Origin of the sequence: Micromonospora sp. NPDC005220 (assembly GCF_040607895.1) — a bacterium.
GTDB lineage: Bacteria > Actinomycetota > Actinomycetes > Mycobacteriales > Micromonosporaceae > Micromonospora.
Genome location: NZ_JBEXHP010000120.1, coordinates 1 through 16,067 on the forward strand (window position 1 = coordinate 1; position 16,067 = coordinate 16,067).

The 16,067-nt window shown below is 70.1% G+C and carries 15 protein-coding genes; 8 read left to right on the top strand and 7 right to left on the bottom strand.

What is annotated here, in order from left to right; genetic code table 11:
* Window positions 1-73 precede the first annotated feature (73 nt).
* Window positions 74-3,538 (bottom strand): ThuA domain-containing protein, encoded by a 3,465-nt coding sequence (locus ABZU52_RS27855; protein WP_354973929.1) that lies wholly within the window; start codon window positions 3,536-3,538, stop codon window positions 74-76.
* Window positions 3,539-3,669: 131 nt separating this feature from the next.
* Between ABZU52_RS27855 and ABZU52_RS27860 the strand changes: the two genes are divergently transcribed.
* Together ABZU52_RS27860 and ABZU52_RS27865 are read left to right on the top strand one after the other, a co-directional pair.
* The gene (locus ABZU52_RS27860; RefSeq protein WP_354973943.1) at window positions 3,670-4,035 is read left to right on the top strand and encodes a hypothetical protein; all 366 of its coding nucleotides are present in this window, start codon (window positions 3,670-3,672) and stop codon (window positions 4,033-4,035) included.
* Entirely contained in the window at window positions 3,984-4,460 is a 477-nt protein-coding gene (locus ABZU52_RS27865; RefSeq protein ID WP_354973941.1) for a phosphotransferase, read from the top strand. The genes ABZU52_RS27860 and ABZU52_RS27865 overlap by 52 nt, the downstream gene beginning before the upstream one ends.
* A 245-nt stretch (window positions 4,461-4,705) precedes the next feature.
* On the opposite strand, the gene ABZU52_RS27870 is transcribed toward ABZU52_RS27865, so the two are convergent.
* A complete protein-coding gene (locus tag ABZU52_RS27870) occupies window positions 4,706-6,289 on the bottom strand; it encodes a hypothetical protein (protein ID WP_354973930.1) in 1,584 nt (527 codons plus the stop codon).
* 131 nt (window positions 6,290-6,420) lie between these two features.
* Between ABZU52_RS27870 and ABZU52_RS27875 the strand changes: the two genes are divergently transcribed.
* From ABZU52_RS27875 to uppS, 3 genes are read left to right on the top strand one after another with little or no spacing between them, the layout of a single operon-like run.
* On the top strand, window positions 6,421-6,723 hold the full coding sequence (locus ABZU52_RS27875; RefSeq protein WP_354973931.1) for a hypothetical protein: 303 nt from the start codon (window positions 6,421-6,423) through the stop codon (window positions 6,721-6,723).
* A gap of 12 nt (window positions 6,724-6,735) precedes the next feature.
* Window positions 6,736-7,269, top strand: a complete 534-nt coding sequence (locus tag ABZU52_RS27880) for an NUDIX hydrolase (protein ID WP_354973932.1) — start codon at window positions 6,736-6,738, stop codon at window positions 7,267-7,269.
* A gap of 8 nt (window positions 7,270-7,277) precedes the next feature.
* Window positions 7,278-7,982, top strand: coding sequence for a polyprenyl diphosphate synthase (gene uppS / locus ABZU52_RS27885; RefSeq protein WP_354973933.1), 705 nt, complete (start codon window positions 7,278-7,280; stop codon window positions 7,980-7,982).
* A 57-nt stretch (window positions 7,983-8,039) separates the two neighbouring features.
* Here uppS and ABZU52_RS27890 read toward each other — a convergent pair whose 3' ends face one another.
* Window positions 8,040-9,587: an NAD(P)/FAD-dependent oxidoreductase gene (locus ABZU52_RS27890; RefSeq protein WP_354973934.1), complete on the bottom strand. Its 1,548-nt coding sequence runs from the start codon at window positions 9,585-9,587 to the stop codon at window positions 8,040-8,042.
* A gap of 183 nt (window positions 9,588-9,770) precedes the next feature.
* On the opposite strand from ABZU52_RS27890, the gene ABZU52_RS27895 reads away from it, so the two are divergent.
* The 3 genes from ABZU52_RS27895 to ABZU52_RS27905 all read left to right on the top strand — a co-directional run bounded on the left by ABZU52_RS27895 (window position 9,771) and on the right by ABZU52_RS27905 (window position 12,099).
* Window positions 9,771-10,997 (top strand): hypothetical protein, encoded by a 1,227-nt coding sequence (locus ABZU52_RS27895; protein ID WP_354973935.1) that lies wholly within the window; start codon window positions 9,771-9,773, stop codon window positions 10,995-10,997.
* An 85-nt stretch (window positions 10,998-11,082) separates the two neighbouring features.
* Complete coding sequence (locus tag ABZU52_RS27900) at window positions 11,083-11,643, top strand: GNAT family protein (protein WP_354973936.1); 561 nt, start codon at window positions 11,083-11,085, stop codon at window positions 11,641-11,643.
* A gap of 42 nt (window positions 11,644-11,685) precedes the next feature.
* A complete protein-coding gene (locus ABZU52_RS27905; RefSeq protein WP_354973937.1) occupies window positions 11,686-12,099 on the top strand; it encodes a type II toxin-antitoxin system Phd/YefM family antitoxin in 414 nt (137 codons plus the stop codon).
* Between the two features lie 142 nt (window positions 12,100-12,241).
* Here the strand turns inward: ABZU52_RS27905 and ABZU52_RS27910 are convergent, their stop codons facing one another.
* From ABZU52_RS27910 to ABZU52_RS27925, 4 genes are all read right to left on the bottom strand, one after another.
* A complete protein-coding gene (locus tag ABZU52_RS27910) occupies window positions 12,242-13,309 on the bottom strand; it encodes an ABC transporter ATP-binding protein (RefSeq protein ID WP_354973938.1) in 1,068 nt (355 codons plus the stop codon).
* Window positions 13,306-14,076 (bottom strand): ABC transporter permease, encoded by a 771-nt coding sequence (locus tag ABZU52_RS27915; RefSeq protein ID WP_354973942.1) that lies wholly within the window; start codon window positions 14,074-14,076, stop codon window positions 13,306-13,308. Before ABZU52_RS27915 ends, ABZU52_RS27910 begins: the two co-directional genes overlap by 4 nt.
* 83 nt (window positions 14,077-14,159) lie before the next feature.
* The gene (gene modA / locus ABZU52_RS27920) at window positions 14,160-14,951 is read right to left on the bottom strand and encodes a molybdate ABC transporter substrate-binding protein (RefSeq protein ID WP_354973939.1); all 792 of its coding nucleotides are present in this window, start codon (window positions 14,949-14,951) and stop codon (window positions 14,160-14,162) included.
* Window positions 14,948-15,370: a MerR family DNA-binding transcriptional regulator gene (locus ABZU52_RS27925; protein ID WP_354973940.1), complete on the bottom strand. Its 423-nt coding sequence runs from the start codon at window positions 15,368-15,370 to the stop codon at window positions 14,948-14,950. Before ABZU52_RS27925 ends, modA begins: the two co-directional genes overlap by 4 nt.
* Between the last annotated feature and the right edge of the window lie 697 nt (window positions 15,371-16,067).

Here is a 16,067-nt window from a genome sequence, read left to right on the forward strand (position 1 = left end):
GGGCCGCCTCGTCGTCGGGGGCGCGCGGGGGGGGGGGGGGGGGGCGAGCCCCCCGCCCGCCACCGAACGACGGTCAGGTGACCGTGATGGTCAGGTTGATCGAGCGGGTCTCCCCACTGCTGTAGGTGGTCGTCACCCGGGCGGTGAAGGTGCCCTTGCGGGGGTAGCTGTGGGCGATCGACCGCAGCGTCGCCCCGTGCGTGATGGCGCTGTTGTCGCCGAAGTCCCACGCGTAGTCCGTGATGCTCTGCCCGGAGGGCGCCGTGGCGGTGGCCGTCAGCGTGGTGGTCAACGTTCCGCTGCCGCTGGCCGGGTTCGCCGCCAGGGACAGCGTCCCGCCCGGTTCCTGCTTGACCCCGGCGCCGTTGAACCGAAGCCAGTCCAGTGCGAGCAGGTCCGGGGTGCCACCCACCTGGGCGGCGTTGACGAACTTCGCGTACAGGGTGGTGGTGCCGGTCGGTTTGTTGGTCAGCGTGACGGTGGGGGAGACCAGGTTGTCCCACCCGCCGGTCGAGCCGATGGCGGCGGTGCCGATCAGCGTGCCGGTGGGCGAGCCGGTCCGCAGTTCGATGGTGCCGCCGAGGCCACCGTTGGTCACCCCCAGCGTCACCGACCCGATGTTGCGCAGGTCCGCCGGCCCGAACGCCACCCAGTCGTTGTGGTCGACCTCGCCGAGCCGCTTGCCGGCGCGGGCGGTGGCCCGGTCGTTGACCGTGACGCCGGACTGGGCGCTGAAGTGCTCGGCCTCCTTGCTTTTGGGCTGCAACTGGACCCGGGTGGAGCCGGTCAGCGCCGGTACGCCGCCGGCCGCGCCGCCGTCGGTGTACTGCGCGGTGATCAGGGTGTAGAGGTTCTGCCCCGGCCCGTGCCCGTCACCGGCGTCCGCCTCGGTGGCGAGCAGCCCCGAGCAGCCGGTGTAGACGTCCAACGGGTGGGCGTGCTGGTCGTGGCCGAGCTGCGTCTGCACTGTCACCTTGGCGCAGTCGATGGTGGTGTCCTCCGGGTCGGTGACCGTCACCGTGTACGGGATCTTGTCGCCGAAGTCGAAGAACCCGCCGTCGGGCACGGTGATGGTCACCGTCGGTCGGGTGTTGCCGACCACCACGTCGGTGACCGCGCTGGCGGTCAACCCGTTGCCGCTGTTGCGGACGGTCAGCCGGGCGGTGTGCTTCCCGGCCGTCGAGTAGGTGAAGCTCGGGTTCGCGGCGGTGGAGTCGGTGCTGCCGTCGTTGGTGAAGTCCCAGGCGTAGCTGAGCGCCGATCCGTCGCCGGCGGTCGACCCGGCCGAGGAGAACGTCACGGCGAGCGGTGTGCGTCCGCTGTCCGGGGTGGCGGTCATCTTCGCGGTCGGTGGCCGCCCGTTGGCGACGTAGTCGATGCGGTAGATGCCCGCGCCGGCGTTGCTGCCGCCGCGACCGCTGCCGGTGCCCTCGCCGAAGTCGATGACGTAGAGCGAACCGTCCGGGCCGAACTCCGCCTCGAAGGGCTGGATCCAGCTCATGGTGTCGAAGATCCCGTTGATCGACTGAAGGTCACCCACGGCGGTCGGGCCGAAGCGCGCGTTGCTGAAGGTCTGCGCCGTCTTGTGGATCGAGAGCGTCTTGAACCACCTGCGGGTCAGCTCAAAGGTGATCCACTTGCCCTCGAAGTACTCGGGGAACTTCGTCGTGCGGGTGTTGGCCGGGTCGTAGTCGTAGACCGGACCGCTCATCGGCCCGCCGCCGCCGGTGCCCAGCTCGGGGAACTGGGCGGAGGCCGAGTACGCGTACCAGACCAGCGCGGACTTCGCCGCCGGCAGGGTGGTCAGGCCGGTGTTGTTGGGCGAGTTGTTCACCGGCGCGGCGCAGTTGAACTTCGCCCCGGAGGTGTTGGTGGCGAAGTTGTAGTCGTTGAACGGGATGTTGTTGCCCACGCAGTACGGCCACCCGAAGTTGCCGGCGCTGGTGATCCGGTTGAACTCGACGGTCCCCTCCGGACCACGGTTGGGGTCGGCGGCGCGGGCGTCCGGGCCGTAGTCGGCCACCAGCACCGCGTTGGTCTGCGGCTCGATGGTGATCCGGAACGGGTTGCGCATGCCCATCGCGTAGATCTCCGGCCGGGTCTTCGCGGTGCCGGCCGGGAAGAGGTTGCCGCTGGGCACTGTGTACGTACCGTCGGATTGTGGGGTGATCCGCAGGATCTTGCCGCGCAGGTCGTTGGTGTTGCCGGCGGTGCCCTGGGCATCCCAGGCGGCGCGGCCGGCGCGTTCGTCGACCGGGGTGTAGCCGCTGGAGGCGAACGGGTCGGTGTTGTCGCCGATCGCCGCGTAGAGCCGCCCGGCCGCGTCCATCGCGAGGGACCCGCCCATGTGCGAGTTGGCCCGGCCCTCACCCCGGTAGGTGGGGACGGCCAGCAGGCGTTTCTCCGAGGAGAGCGCGACGCTGTTGTTGGCGACCGTGAACCGGGACAGGTTGAGCTGTTTGAGGGTCTTGTCCGACCAGAGCAGGTAGATCCAGCCGTTGCTGGCGAAGTTGCGGTCCAGGGTCATGCCGAGCAGCCCATCGGACTGGTCGGTCATCGCCGGGGTGTAGGCGAAGTCCAGCAGGGTGGTGACCTGGAGGGTGTCGGAGTTGACCACCTTCAGCGCGCCGGTGCGCTGGATGTAGTAGACCTTCCGGTCCGGGGCGACGGCCAGCTCGAAGGGGTCGGCCAGGTTCTCGGTGACCAGGCCCACTCGTTCGAAGTTGCTGGTCGTGGTGGCGGAGCAGTCACCGGCGACCGCGCCGGCCGCCCACTCGATGCCGTAGCGCAGGTGCTCCAGGAAGGTCGGGCTGCTGAACTGGGAGCTGGCGTGGCCGCCGGCGGTGAACCAGGACCGGCCGCCGTCGTAGCGCTGACACCAGGAGTACGCGTGGTCGACGCCCTCGTCCAGGCCGTTGATCCCGTCGCGCACCTTGATCTGCGCGAGGGTGTGCACGTTGCCGGTCGGGTTGGTCCGCCAGTTGTACCACTCCTCGCTCTGCTCCCAGAGCTCCGGCAGGTTGCGCGTCGACGGGTGCGCCCGGTCGAGCACCTTGACCCGGCCGGGGAAGGTGCCGCCGGTGGACGAGAAGTCAGGGTGGTAGTCGAAGATCGTGCCGACCAGGCCCTCGTACCACTGCCAGTCGCGTTCGCTGGCCGACGCGGCGTGCAGGCCGGCCCAACCACCGCCGTTGCGGATGAACGTCTGCAACGCGGCCCGCTGGCTGGCGTTGAGCAGGTCACCCGAGGTGGGGAGGGAGTTGGTGTTGTTGAAGACCAGAGCGTCGAAGGTGGCGAGGTTGGCGTCGGTGAACGCCGCCGCGTCCGTGGTGGCGACGACCTCGAAGTTGTGAGTGGCGCCGAGCTGCTGGATCGCGGCGATGCCGGCCGGGATCGAGTCGTGGTAGAAGTTGGTGATCTTGGAGAAGACCAACACCCGGAAGCGTGGTGCGGCCTCGGCGGGCAGGGCGGTGGTGGTGCTCACCACGGTGGCGATGGCGAGCAGGATCAGGCAGAACGCACGGAGGTGTCGGGGCATGGGGGCGCTCCCTGTCGGACGGCGAGGGTCGGAAAGCGCTTTCTCGCTGCCCGCATCACGGTACTGACAGCCAGTGACGACCGTCAATAGCGTACTGGCAAGCGTTTTCCTGCCGCTGCCGACAAAATCCGATGACATCGGCCCACATCATTGCCAGGCTGGTCGGTATGGAAGAGGTCGAGGTCGTCGTCGCCCACTGTCAGCGTGCGACTCTGCGGTTCGGCGACGTGTTCCTGAAGGTCGACGGCGATCCGGCCCACGCCGCCGTCGAGGTGCGGGCGATGGCCCTGGCGCCGATACCCACGCCGGCGATCCGCTGGTACGAGCCGCCCGTACTCGCGATCGCCGCCGTGCCCGGCGCGGCGCTCGGTCTCCTCGGCGAACCGTCGCCCGCGTCGCCCGCGTCGCCCGCGTCGCCCGCGTCGCCCGCGTCGCCGTCCGGACGCTGCACGACGCGCCGCTGCCGCCCTGGCCGGGGCGCCGGCTCGACGACCTGATGGCGGAGCTGGACAGCGAGTGCGCGTGGCTGCTCGCCACCGCGGTGCTGCCCGCCGAGGTGGTCCGCCGCAACCGGGAGATCGCCGAGGCCGCGCTCCGGCCGTGGACGCCGGTGTTCATCCACGGCGACCTGCAGATCACGCACGTTTTCGTCGACGACGACCGGGTCACCGGTGTCATCGACTGGTCCGAGGCAGCCCCCGGCGACGCCATGTTCGACCTCGCCATCCTGACGCTCGGGCACGAGGAGCGGCTGCACGACCTGCTCGCCGGCTACGGGGCCGACATGGACCGGGACGTAATCCGCGCTTGGTGGTCGCTGCGCAGCCTGGTGGCATCGCGCTGGCTGATCGCGCACGGCTTCGACCCGGACGCGCCCGGGTGCGAATTCGACGTCCTCCGAGCCCGGATGCGGGAAGCCTAGACGAGAAGCTCCTGACCCTGGCCTCGTCTGGGGGTCGGCGACCGTCCCGGGTCGACGCGTCTATCCGAGACGCGGGGCCGGCCAGCCCGGAGCCGGACCTGCGGCACAGCCCGGACCGGCGGCTTACCGATTCCTACGACATCGGCAAGATCCCCGCCACACTGATCGGCCGGAAAGAGGTCGAGGTCGTCGTTCGCCCGGCAGCGGGTGACGCGGCTCGACCGAGCGCGATGACCGCGCTGAGGCTAGGCCCCAGCGGCTGGTGGGCCCTCGGTGCGGTGCGTCTTCAATGCGCCGAGCCGCCGCATTGCCCGCTCGGCCTCCCCGGAGACGACAGAGTCGGGATCGTGGCTGAGCGTCGCTAACAGATCCACGAACACTCTGCGTTCGGCGGCGGTCACGATGACACGCTTCGTGTCCCTTGTTGTGGCGTCGCCGTACAGCTTCGCCAGAATCGTCTGGTCGGCAGGATCCTCTCCCTCGCCCAGAGCCCAGGCCGCGACCAGCCTGACCCCGTCCTCCCTCTTGGGGGTGCGACCAAAGGTCGAGAAGTATGGGTGCCGGCGGGCGGACCCGAGTTTTACCATCATGCGAACGATCGCTCGTTGCACGCCGTAATCAGTTGGGCTGACTCGGTGTAGCGCCCGGCCCAGCGCGTCGGTGAGAGGATCGGTGAGGTGCCATGAGCGCAGTAGCAACCCGATTGCCAATCGACTGACGCGCGCCTGAGAGAAGATGCCGCGACCCAGCACCTGACCCAATCCTGGTACTCGCGGCGGCAGTCCGGCAGGGATCAGTTCATCAGCCTCCAGGAGATCCGCGAACTCGCCGAGCAGCGTGCCGAGGAACGAGTCCGGCTCGAACGTTGCCGGTTTGAGTCGCAACTGTGCGACGTCCTCGCGGAGGTCCGCGATGGCATGCCGGGCACGAACCGTCAGTTGAACGTTCGGTTGGGAAGCCCAAACCAGAGCCTCTTCCCGTGCGGTGTAGAGGACATCGGTCCGGCACAGTGCGGCGGCGGAATATTCGGTTATCGCCCCGACCGTCGACGGGGCCACATCGTTCGACTCGTTCAGCGCGCGGAAGCGGCGGATGACGGGTTCGATGATGGTGCCGGCAAGAACACCGTCGTCGAGTGTGTCGCCGAGGCTGAGCAGGGTCGACCAGGACTGCTCGCCGTCCATAAAGCCCAGCGCCTCTGTGGTGTTGAAGTAGTGGAGTGGATCGTCGCGACAGTACGTCGCGACATCTCCGGACACGTCGTCTCCTACGACGATGAGCGCCTCGCGGATCAGTCGGAGGTCTTTCTCGTAGCAGCGACCCGCGTCCTCCATCAACCTGCCGAAAAAGGCTTCCCGCATGCGCTCGCTGCCCGTGAAAAGATCGCGCCTGTTCCGGTAGAGATAGGCGAGCCGGATCCACTCGTAAGGCGCTATTTTCTCTCCACGACCAAGCCGCCACAGCAGTTCGAGTTCCACATGAGAAGCCTCGCCGAGTTTGGCTAACGCGGTTCCAGGAGTCGCGCCGCCGATGCGGGTGAGGTAAAGAAACGGATCGACAAGGTCATACGGAGCGAGCTGTAATGCCTCTTCGTAAGACAGGCAGCGCTCGATCGTGAAGCTCAGCTCGGCGTTTTCAAGGCGGTTGATGGTGGTCGGACGAAGATCGGTGCCGCAGGTGGCTAACCTCCGCGCGAAGGTGGCAGTATCTCGAATGTCAGGAGATGGGTGATAAGCGCGAATCGCGCGAATCAGCCAAGCGAAGGTCTCGACCCCCGTGCGCGGTGATTGCATCGGCAGGAGGCGGCGTCCCGAGGTTGCCATCATCACCCGACCTAGATACACGATCGACTTCTATTTGTCAAGAACATGCACGGGCCGTGCTTCGCCATGCAATATACGCGACGTCGCATCGCCTTGGCATCATTCTTGTGTCGGTAGATTCCGACCGGGAGGTATTCATGGCGGCAAGGTGGTTCTTGGGGACTTCGCTCTTTGGTTTCTGTGTCGCCGTTCTGCTCGAAGTGGGATTCCCAGAAACAATCTTCGCTGGCGGATTCGTTTCCTGGCTGGCGGTGAGAGGTGGAGCCACGCTTCTTGTCCGCCTGCTTGCTCATCGCCTCGCGAAGCGGGTGCTTCGCGTCGATCCACCGAGCGCCGGTTCAGCTTGTCGGGAAAACAAGCTGGCTCATCTATCTCTGGCTATTGACGCAAAAAAGCGGTCGATTGTTGTGGCCGCGACCTATGTGACCAACTCGAAGTGAGGATTGGCTCCGATGCCCGAAGACTACCGTACGTCGTCCCGCCCCTATCATGGTCCGGCATTCTTCTCGGTGGAGGAGACGTGCACGGTGAGCGAAAGTGATGGCCGCCGGTTCGTCCGGCACGTTGTTCGTCATCCAGGCGGTTCCGCTGTTGTCGCACTAATCGGCCGCTCCGCCCTGTGCGTTCAACAGTACCGACCAGCAATCGAACGGGTCACCCTCGAGCTGCCGGCGGGTCGGCCCGACGGTGCCGAGAGTGCGATCGAGACGGCACGGCGTGAGCTACGCGAGGAGACAGGGCTCCGTGCCGGTCGCTTGGCACCCCTTACCCAATTCTTTAACGCACCGTGTTTCTGCGACGGGTTGACCGAGGTGTTTGTAACAGACGACTTCGAACAGGGCGGCGCTGATCCAGGTCAGGATTTTCCCACAAACGTCCGGCTTGTCGGCCTCGACGACGTCGAGAGCCTGGTACGGGATGGGTCGCTCGTGGACGCCAAGACGATTCTGGGCCTCCTGCTGGCACGCTCCTGGGTGGACGGGTGATGGGCCCGATGAGGTATGACGAAGGCGCGGGTCTGCATGTGGCGATTATCATGGACGGCAATCGCCGCTGGGCCAGGTCAAGATCGCTGCCAAGCCACAAGGGACACGAGCGGGTTTCGCACTCAATCGCGGAGTGCGTCAGTGCGGCACCTGACCTGGGTGTGCGATGGCTGACCCTGTACGCCTTCTCGACGGAGAACTGGACCCGTCCAGCCGCCGAGGTCCGGTATCTCATGGCGCCGGACCAGTGGCTAATGAGGCCGCAGCTAGTAGCCGATTGTGTTAGTTCCGAGGTGTCCGTGCGGTTCATCGGTTCGCGCGACGACACGCGGATACCGGCGCGGTGCCGGGACTGGATGGAGGAGGTCGAAGCGCGAACCTGGACAGCGGATCCGCGTCTGACCGTCACCCTCGCTTTCAACTACGGCGGGCGCGCCGAAATATTGGATGGGGTTCGACGGGCGCTGGCCGGTGGGCCGCTCGGGGAGGGGGTGGAATTCGCCTCGACCCTCTGGAGTGGCGAGCTGCCCGACGTCGACCTGTTAGTGCGCACCTCCGGCGAGCAGCGGCTGTCCAACTTCATGCTTTGGCGGTGTGCGTATTCCGAGCTACTTTTTACGCCCACCTTATGGCCGGACTTCGGATCGGACGAACTGGCTGCGGCGGTCGCCGAGTATCGACATCGCACCAGGACGTTCGGTGGTGGCGTCTGACGGCTGCCGTGGGATGGCGCGAGGGCTACCCCGGGTCCTCCGCGCCGGCCGGTCTGCTCAACCCAGCGGCAGTTGGGCGGGCCGGTCGCCCTGGCCGCTGGCGCCGACGCCCTCGGGCGGGGGAATGATCCGGCTGGGCAGCACCGGCGCGTCCCGGCCGGTGCCCCGCCGGCCGTCGCCGCCGGACGATTCCTCGTGGTAGTCCCGCTCCACGTTGACCGACCACACGTCGTGCGTACTCCCAGTGGCGATGTTCTCGGCGGTGAGCATTGCGGTCAGCATCGAGTGGTCCTGGTTGTTGTAGCGGTGCATGCCGTTGCGGCCCACCGGGTGCACGTTCGGCACCGCCTCGGTCAACCAGGCCCGGATCACGTCCACGTTGTGCTGGTAGCGCTCGTCGTACACCGGGTAGGCCTTGGGCATCCGCACGACGTAGCCGGCCTCCACCACGCCGGGTCGAACCAACCCCAGCCGTTCCAGCTCCGCGGTGGCGAGGGCCACCAGGTCGGCATCGGGGGTACGCCACATCTCGTCGTCCTCGAACACGAAGTACTCCAGGCCCAGGCAGGTGCGGCCGTCCTTGACGAGGTACGGCGACCAGGAGCCGAAGTTCTGGATCCGGCCCACCCGCACCCCCGGATCGTGCACGTAGATCCAGTTGTCCGGGAACGAGAACTCCGCCGGCACGACCAGGGCGACCGTCAGGAAGTCGCGGTAACGCAGGTCGGCCGCGCAGGCCCGCACCTCCGGCGGCGCCGGCGGGTGTAGCGCCTCCACCAGCTCCGAGATCGGCATGGACGAGATCACGTGATCGGCCGCCTCGGTGCGCTGCCCGCCCACGCCGTTGACCGTCACGCTGATCGCCCGGCGGCGGGCCGGGTCGCGGTGCACGGCGGTGACCCAGCTGCCGGTGGAGATCTGCCCGCCCCGTTCGCGGACCTGCTCGGCGCAGCGCTCCCACATCATCCCGGGCCCGTACTTCGGGTACTGGAACTGCTCGATCAGGCTGGTCACGTCGGTGCGTTTACGACGGGGCAGCAGCGCGTTGCGGATCGCCGTGGCCAGCGACAGGTTCTTGATCCGCTGCGCCGCCCAGTCGGCCTGCAACCGGTCCGCCGGCATACCCCAGACCTTCTCGGTGTACGTCTTGAAGAAGATCGAGTACAGCCGCCAACCGAACCGGGCCGACACCCAGCCCTCGAAGTGTGACTGGTCCCGTGGTGGCCGCAGCCGGGCACGGGCGTACGAGCCGAGACAACGGGCGGCCTCCGGCAGGCCCAGGTTGCGCAGCGCGTTCACGGCGCTGAGCGGGTAGTTGAACAGGGCGCCCCGGTAGAAGATGCGGCTCATCCGGGGCCGGGTCAGGAAGTCCTCGTCCGGCAGGATCTCGTGCCAGAACGCCTCCACCCGGGGCACCTTCGTGAAGAACCGGTGCCCGCCGATGTCGAACCGCCACCCGTCGCGCTCCACGGTGCGACTGATTCCGCCGACCACCTCGTCGGCCTCGAACACCTTTACCGACCGGCCGTGCCGAAGCAGCTCGTACGCGGCGGTGAGCCCGGCCGGCCCCGCACCGATGACCACCGTGCCGTTCTGCTCGCTCATGCTGGCGTGCTCCCTGCTCATCGCCATGGTTGAGGCGCGGCGTCTACCCGTTCTGCGCAGAATGTCACACTTAGTGGCAGCTGGTCCTCGCTTCGGCGGGGCGCGCTGCGGCGTACCACGAGAAGAACGACTCCCCGCGCGGCCGGCGGACCGGCGGACCGGGGGAGCGGGGGAGCGGGGCAGATGGACCGGTGGCGCAACGGCGCGGCGGCGCTGGCCGCCCGGGCGGTCGCGGCAGGCCGCGCCGGAGCGCGCCTGGCCCGCCGGGTGCCGGCGCCCTGGCCGTACGTCATCGGCCTGTTCCTCGGCGCGAAGCTGCTGCTCACAGTGCTCGGGCTTCTGGTCCTGCACGCCTGGGACGGCGTCCCCGGGGCCCCACCGGCAGATGAAACGTTGATGTGGGCGCAACAGCGGGAGATCTCCGGGCACCGGTGGATCTCCTTCTGGTTCGCCTGGGACTCCCTGCTCTACCTGCGGTTGAGCACCCTGCCCCTGAGCGGGCCGTGGCGAGACTTCGGCTTCCCCCTGCTGTACCCGTTCCTGGCCCGGCCGGTCGGCGCGCTTCTCGGCGGCGACAACGCCCTCGCCCTGTTGCTGATCAGCAACGTCGCGTTCCTGCTGGCGCTCTGGTACGGCCACCGGTTGGCCGAGCTGCTGCTCGGCGACGCGCAGGCGGCCCGCCGGTTCACCAGGTATCTGGTGCTGCTGCCGACCGCGTTCCTGTTCCAGGCCGCGCTGACCGAGTCGCTCTTCGTCTGCCTCGCGTTGGCCGCCTTCTACTACGCCGAGCGACGCCGGTGGCTGCTGGTCGGCGTGCTCGGTTACTTCCTGGCGATGAGCCGCTCCGTCGGCCTGCTGGTGGCGCTGCCGCTGGCCCTGGTGCTGCTCCGGCAGCACGACTGGCGGCTCGGCCCGCGCGCCCTGCTCGGGTACCTCCGGATCGGCTGGCCGTTGCTGCTGCTGCCCGCCGGGTGGTTCACCTTCATGGCGTACTGCCGGTGGCGGGGTGGGGACTGGTTCGCCTACCAGCACGCCCAGCGGATCGGGTGGGGCATCGAGGTGCAGAACCCGGTTCCGGTGCTGTTGAACGGGCTGGCCGGGGAGCCGCACGACGCCGCCCGGGTGTGGTTCGCCGTGGCCGTCCTGGCCGTGCTGGCCGCCGGGTTCCGCCGCCGGGAACTGCCCTACCTGGTGTACGGCGTCCTCATTGTGCTGGTGCCGTTGTCGATGGGCCCGCCGGTGTACAAGAGCCTGCTGCGCTACCTGCTCGCCGCCTTCCCGGTGGCGCTGGTGCTGGCCCGCTGGGCCCGGCACACCGCCGTCGACGTGTGGCTGACCGCGGCGCTCGCCGTGGTGCAGGGCGTGCTGTTCGTGCTCTGGCTCAGCTACTGGACCCACATGATCATCTGATCGCCCGGCACCCCGGCACGGGCCGGACCGACGACTGTGCGAGCCTGCTAACCGTCGTTGCCCGCCCGCCATCCGTGGAGGCCCGGTGTTCGCCCTGCCGCTGACCGAGGACGTCGAGCTGCGCCCGCTGGAGCCGTGGCGGGCCGAGGAGTTCCTCGCCCACCTGGACCGGGCCCGCGAGCACATCCAGCCCTGGGTGTCGCCGTCCTTCGTCGCCACCGACCTGCCCTCGGCGCGGGCGGTGTTGCAGCGGTACGCCGACCGGTGGGCCAGCGACAGCGGCGGCATCTGGGGGCTGTGGTGGCGGGGCACGCTCGTCGGCGGGGTCATGTTCGTGTCGTTCGACGTGACCCGGGGCGTCTGCGAGGTCGGTTGCTGGGTGGAGCCGGCGGCGCAGGGCAGGGGTCTGGTCGCCCCGGCGGTCCGCCGGATCGTCGACTGGGCGGTACGTGAGCGCGGCATCCAACGGGTGGAGTGGCGTACCACCGCCGACAACACCCGCAGCAAGGCCCTCGCCAACCGGCTCGGGCTGCGCCTGGACGGCACGTTGCGCCAGGTCAGCCCCGGTCCGCACGGTCGGATCGACCTTGAGGTCTGGTCGGTGCTGGCCGACGAGTGGCCCGCCGCACCACACACCGTCCACTGACGACGACGAATAGTTGTCATACCTGCGCGGCACCATGCATCCATGGCCGTCCCCGCGCTCACCCCTCATTCCGACCCGCCGCGTTCCGTGCCGCTGCGTGAGGCGCGCACCCGGTTCAGCCAGCTCGTCGCGCTGGCCGAGCTGACCGACGCGGTCACCGTCGTCACCCGCGACGGCGATCCCCGACCGGTCGCCGCGATCGTCCCCGCCGCAGCCGCCCGCAGTGGCGCGCAGGCCCGCGCCGACGCCGACCGGCTCGCCACTGTCACCGCCGGCTGGGCCCGTCGCCTCGAGGAGCAGCACCGACGCAGCAGTCAGCGGCACGCCGCCGAGCTGGGCGCGGTCCGCGCGGCGCTGGCCGAGGCGTGGGCCGAGCTGGATCGTCGGGTCGTGCCGGCCAGCGACCCGACGCTGGCCCGGCTGCGCGCCGCACACGCCGATCTGCTCGCCGGCTGATCGGTCGCGCTCACGCGTCGGTCCGGTGCCGCCCGTCAGTGGGTCGTGCACGCCCCAGGCCAGCGCAGGTCGCCTCCGCGCGCGTGTCGGCCGTGCCGCTTCTCCGATGGTCGTGCCGGGTCGGCGCCCGAGCTGACGCGGGTCAGCCGGTCGCGGGGTAAGCGTGGGTCTCGGTCGCCTTGACCGCCGCCCAGACCCGTTGACCGGGAATCAGCCGCAGCTGGGCGGCGGCGGCCGGTGTGACGTCAGCGGCCACCCCGATCGGCCCGTCCAGTTGCACCCGCACGTTGTCGCCGTGGCGTTGGACGCCGGCCACGGTGCCCGCCCAGGTGTTGCGCGGGCTGCCCTCCGGCCGGGCCGGGTGCAGAGCCACCGCGGCCGGACGGAACGCCACGAACGCTTCGCCGTCCAACCGGTCGGCGACCGTGAGGGTCAGTTCCGGCGAAACCCGCACCCCGTGCCCCTCGGCGCGGCCCCGGTACAGGTTCAGCCCGACCAGCCGGGCGACGTAATCGGTGCGCGGGCGGGCGGTGACGCTCGGCCCGTCGCCCTCCTGCACCACCCGGCCCCCCTCCACGATGACCAGCCGGTCGGCCAGCGCCAGCGCGTCCAGCGGGTCGTGGGTGACCAGCACCGTCGCGCCAGCGTGGGCGGACAGGTGTCGGTGCAGCTCCGCCCGGGTGTCCAGCCGGGTGCGCGCGTCCAGCGCGGCGAGGGGCTCGTCCAACAGCAGCAACGACGGTGCCACGGCCAGCGCACGGGCCAGCGCCACCCGCTGCGCCTGACCACCGGAGAGCTGCCGGGGCCGGCGCTGCGCCTGCGCGTCGAGCCCCACCCGACCCAGCCACTCCCGGGCCGTCGCGCGGGCGGCCCGCCGCTCGACGCCGTGCCGCCGCGGCCCGAAGGCCACGTTGTCCAGTGCGCTGAGGTGCGGAAAGAGCAGGTAGTCCTGGAAGACCACGCCGATCGACCGGCGTTCGGTGGGCACCCAACCCCGGGTGGCCGGGCGGTCCAGGTCGACGCCGTCGAGGGTGACGTGCCCGTCGGTGAGGGGATGCAGCCCGGCCAGCGCCCGCAGCGCGGTGGTCTTGCCAGCGCCGTTGGGGCCCAGCAACGCCACCACCTCGCCCGGCGCGACCCGCAACGGCACGTCGAGCCGGAAGGCCCCCCGGTCGACGACGAGCCGGGCGTCGAGAAGTCGACCGTTCATGCGGTGCTCATCCAGCGATCCCGCAACGCGACCAGGATGCCCACCGACACGACGAGCAGCACCAGGCTGAGCACGATCGCCGACTCCAGGTCGGTCTCCAACGCCAGATAGACGGCGAGCGGCATGGTCTGCGTCCGACCGGGGTAGTTGCCGGCGAAGGTGATGGTGGCCCCGAACTCGCCGAGCGCCCGCGCCCAGCAGAGCACCGCCCCGGCGGCCAGACCGGGCGCCACCAGCGGCAGCGTGACGTGGGTGAACGTGGTCCACCGGCTGGCGCCCAACGTCGCCGCGGCCTCCTCGTAACGGTGGTCGGCGGCCCGTAGCGCACCCTCCACGGCGATCACCAGGAACGGCATGGCCACGAACGACTCGGCCAGCACGACACCCGCGGTGGTGAACGGCAGGGTGATGCCGAACGTGGCGTCGAGCCAGCCGCCGAGCAGGCCACGCCGGCCGAAGACCAGCAACAGCGCCACCCCACCGACCACCGGCGGCAGCACCAGCGGCACGGTGACCAGCGCGCGTACCAGCCGACGGCCGGGGAACTCGACCCGCGCCAGCACCCAGGCGAGCGGCACCCCGAGCAGCAGGCAGAGCGCGGTGGCCAGGGTGGCGGTCTGCACCGACAGCCGCAGAGCGGTCAACGCGCCCGGCTCGGTGAGCCGCTGCGGCAGGGTGCTCCACGGCGCCCGGACCACCAGCCCGGCCAACGGCAGCACGAGGAAGAGCAGCCCCAACCCGGCGGGGATCAGCAACGCCGCCGGCACCCGCCCCCGCCGTCGGCGCGTGGCCCGGCGCTCGCGCGTGTTGTCCTCGCGCTCGCCTGCGTTGTCGTCCCGGACCTGCTGCCTCACGGAGCCTGGAACCCCGCCTCGGCGAGGACCGCCTGCGCCGGCGCCGAGCGGACGTACGCGACGAAGGCCCGTGCGCCGACCGGATTCGGCGCGTCCTTCAACGCGACGATCGGGTAGTCGTTGACCGCCCGCGCCGACTCGGGAAACTCCACCCCGGTCACGTCGGCGCTCGCCGCCCGCGCGTCCGTGCGGTAGACCAACGCGGCGTCGACCTCGCCCAGCTTCACCTTGGCGAGGGCGCCCTTGACGTCCTGCTCCAGGGTGACCGGCGTCAGCGCGACGCCCGCCGCGTCCAGGGCGGTGCGGGCCGCCGCTCCGCAGGGCACCTGACCGGCGCAGAGCGCCACCTTGACACCGGGCCTGGTCAGGTCGGTCAGGCCGGCCACCCGCCTCGGGTTGCCCGCGGGCACCGCAATGACCAACTGGTTGCGGGCGAAGGTGCTCGGTGTGCCGTCGGCGTTGCCCGCCTCGGTGACCGTGGTCATGTTCGCCGGCGCGGCCGAGGCGAACACGTCCGCCGGCGCGCCCTGGTTGATCTGGTTGGCCAGGGCGGAGCTGCCGGCGAAGTTGAGGTTTACCCTGCTGCCAGGGTTGGCGGTCTCGAAGTCCTTTCCGAGGCGGGTGAACGACTCGGTCAGCGAGGCCGCCGCGAACACGGTCACCGCGCCGGTGACCCGGCCGTCCCCGCTGCCGCCGGCCGCCCCGTCGTCGCCCGCGCCGCACCCGGCCAGCGCCAGGCCGGCCGCCACCAGTACGGCCACCACTGTGCGCCTTCTGCGCGCGTTCACCCGCCCGACCTTCCCCTTGTGGCGGCGGGTGCGGCCCGCTCCACCACCACCGTGGTCGACTTGATCACCGCGACGGCCACCGACCCGACCCGCAGGTCGAGCTCGTCGACGGCCTCCCGGCTCATCAGCGACACGACCCGGAACGGGCCGGCCTGGATGTCGACCTGGGCCATCACCGTGTCCTTCCGGACGTCGACGACGATGCCGCGCAGCCGGTTGCGGGCCGAGGAGAGTTCGGCACCCGCGTCCGGGTCGGCGGCCTGAGCGCGGGCGAACGCCGCCAGGTCGACGCCGTCGATCACCCGGTGACCGTGCTCGTCGCGCCCGGCTGTCAGCCGCCCGGCGTCCACCCAACGGCGAATCGTGTCGGCGCTCACGCCGAGCAGATCGGCCGCCTCCCCGATCCGGTACGTCGTCACCGGCTCACCCTAGCGCTCGCAGATGCGAGCCCGAAAGGCCTGAATGAACAGCATCCGCGTCTGCTGCAGGCAAGGACGCCCGCAGCTGCGCCCAACGCCCGCACGGCGCCCCAGTGCCCTGGGCGGTGCCTGCGGTGCCTGGGTGGCGCGGTGCCTCGGCGGTGGCTGCGGTGCCCGCGGTGCCGCGGTGCCGGGGTGGCGCGGTGCCTCGGCGGTGGCTGCGGTGCCGGGGTGGTGCCCGCGGTGCCGGGGTGTGGTGCCTGCGGTGCCGGGGTGGTGCCCGCGGTGCCTGCGGGTGCCCGGGCGGTGTCTGCGGTGCCCCGGCGCTGGGGCCCGGACCCGGGCCGCTGGCGTTCGCCGCAAGATCGTGCTCGAACCAGGAAGTAGTGGTATCGGCATGGCGGTGAGGCCACTACAACCTGGTTCGAGCGCGATCTTGACCGTTGCCGGCAATCCACACCCCGCTTCCGCTTCCCGTGCGGGTGGTCGTCGTCAAGATCCGCGCAAGATCAGGGATGTTGCTGTCTCTCGCGTGCCGGAAGCAGCAACATCCGGGAAGTTGCTCGGATCTTGGCGCGGGCGCGGGCGCGGGCGCGGGTGGGCGTGGGTGTGGGTGTGGGTGTGGGTGGGCGTGGGGGTGGGTGTGGGGGTGGGCGTGGGCGTGGGTGGGAGGGGGCTGTTGGGCCCGCCCGTCGCG

Bases quoted from the DNA above. Each gene is read 5' to 3' on its own strand.
- ABZU52_RS27855 (WP_354973929.1), bottom strand. From the start codon at position 3,538: ATGCCCCGACACCTCCGTGCGTTCTGCCTGATCCTGCTCGCCATCGCC.
- ABZU52_RS27860 (WP_354973943.1), top strand. From the start codon at position 3,670: ATGACATCGGCCCACATCATTGCCAGGCTGGTCGGTATGGAAGAGGTC.
- ABZU52_RS27875 (WP_354973931.1), top strand. From the start codon at position 6,421: ATGGCGGCAAGGTGGTTCTTGGGGACTTCGCTCTTTGGTTTCTGTGTC.
- ABZU52_RS27880 (WP_354973932.1), top strand. From the start codon at position 6,736: ATGCCCGAAGACTACCGTACGTCGTCCCGCCCCTATCATGGTCCGGCA.
- uppS (WP_354973933.1), top strand. From the start codon at position 7,278: ATGAGGTATGACGAAGGCGCGGGTCTGCATGTGGCGATTATCATGGAC.
- ABZU52_RS27890 (WP_354973934.1), bottom strand. From the start codon at position 9,587: ATGAGCGAGCAGAACGGCACGGTGGTCATCGGTGCGGGGCCGGCCGGG.
- ABZU52_RS27895 (WP_354973935.1), top strand. From the start codon at position 9,771: ATGGACCGGTGGCGCAACGGCGCGGCGGCGCTGGCCGCCCGGGCGGTC.
- ABZU52_RS27905 (WP_354973937.1), top strand. From the start codon at position 11,686: ATGGCCGTCCCCGCGCTCACCCCTCATTCCGACCCGCCGCGTTCCGTG.
- ABZU52_RS27910 (WP_354973938.1), bottom strand. From the start codon at position 13,309: ATGAACGGTCGACTTCTCGACGCCCGGCTCGTCGTCGACCGGGGGGCC.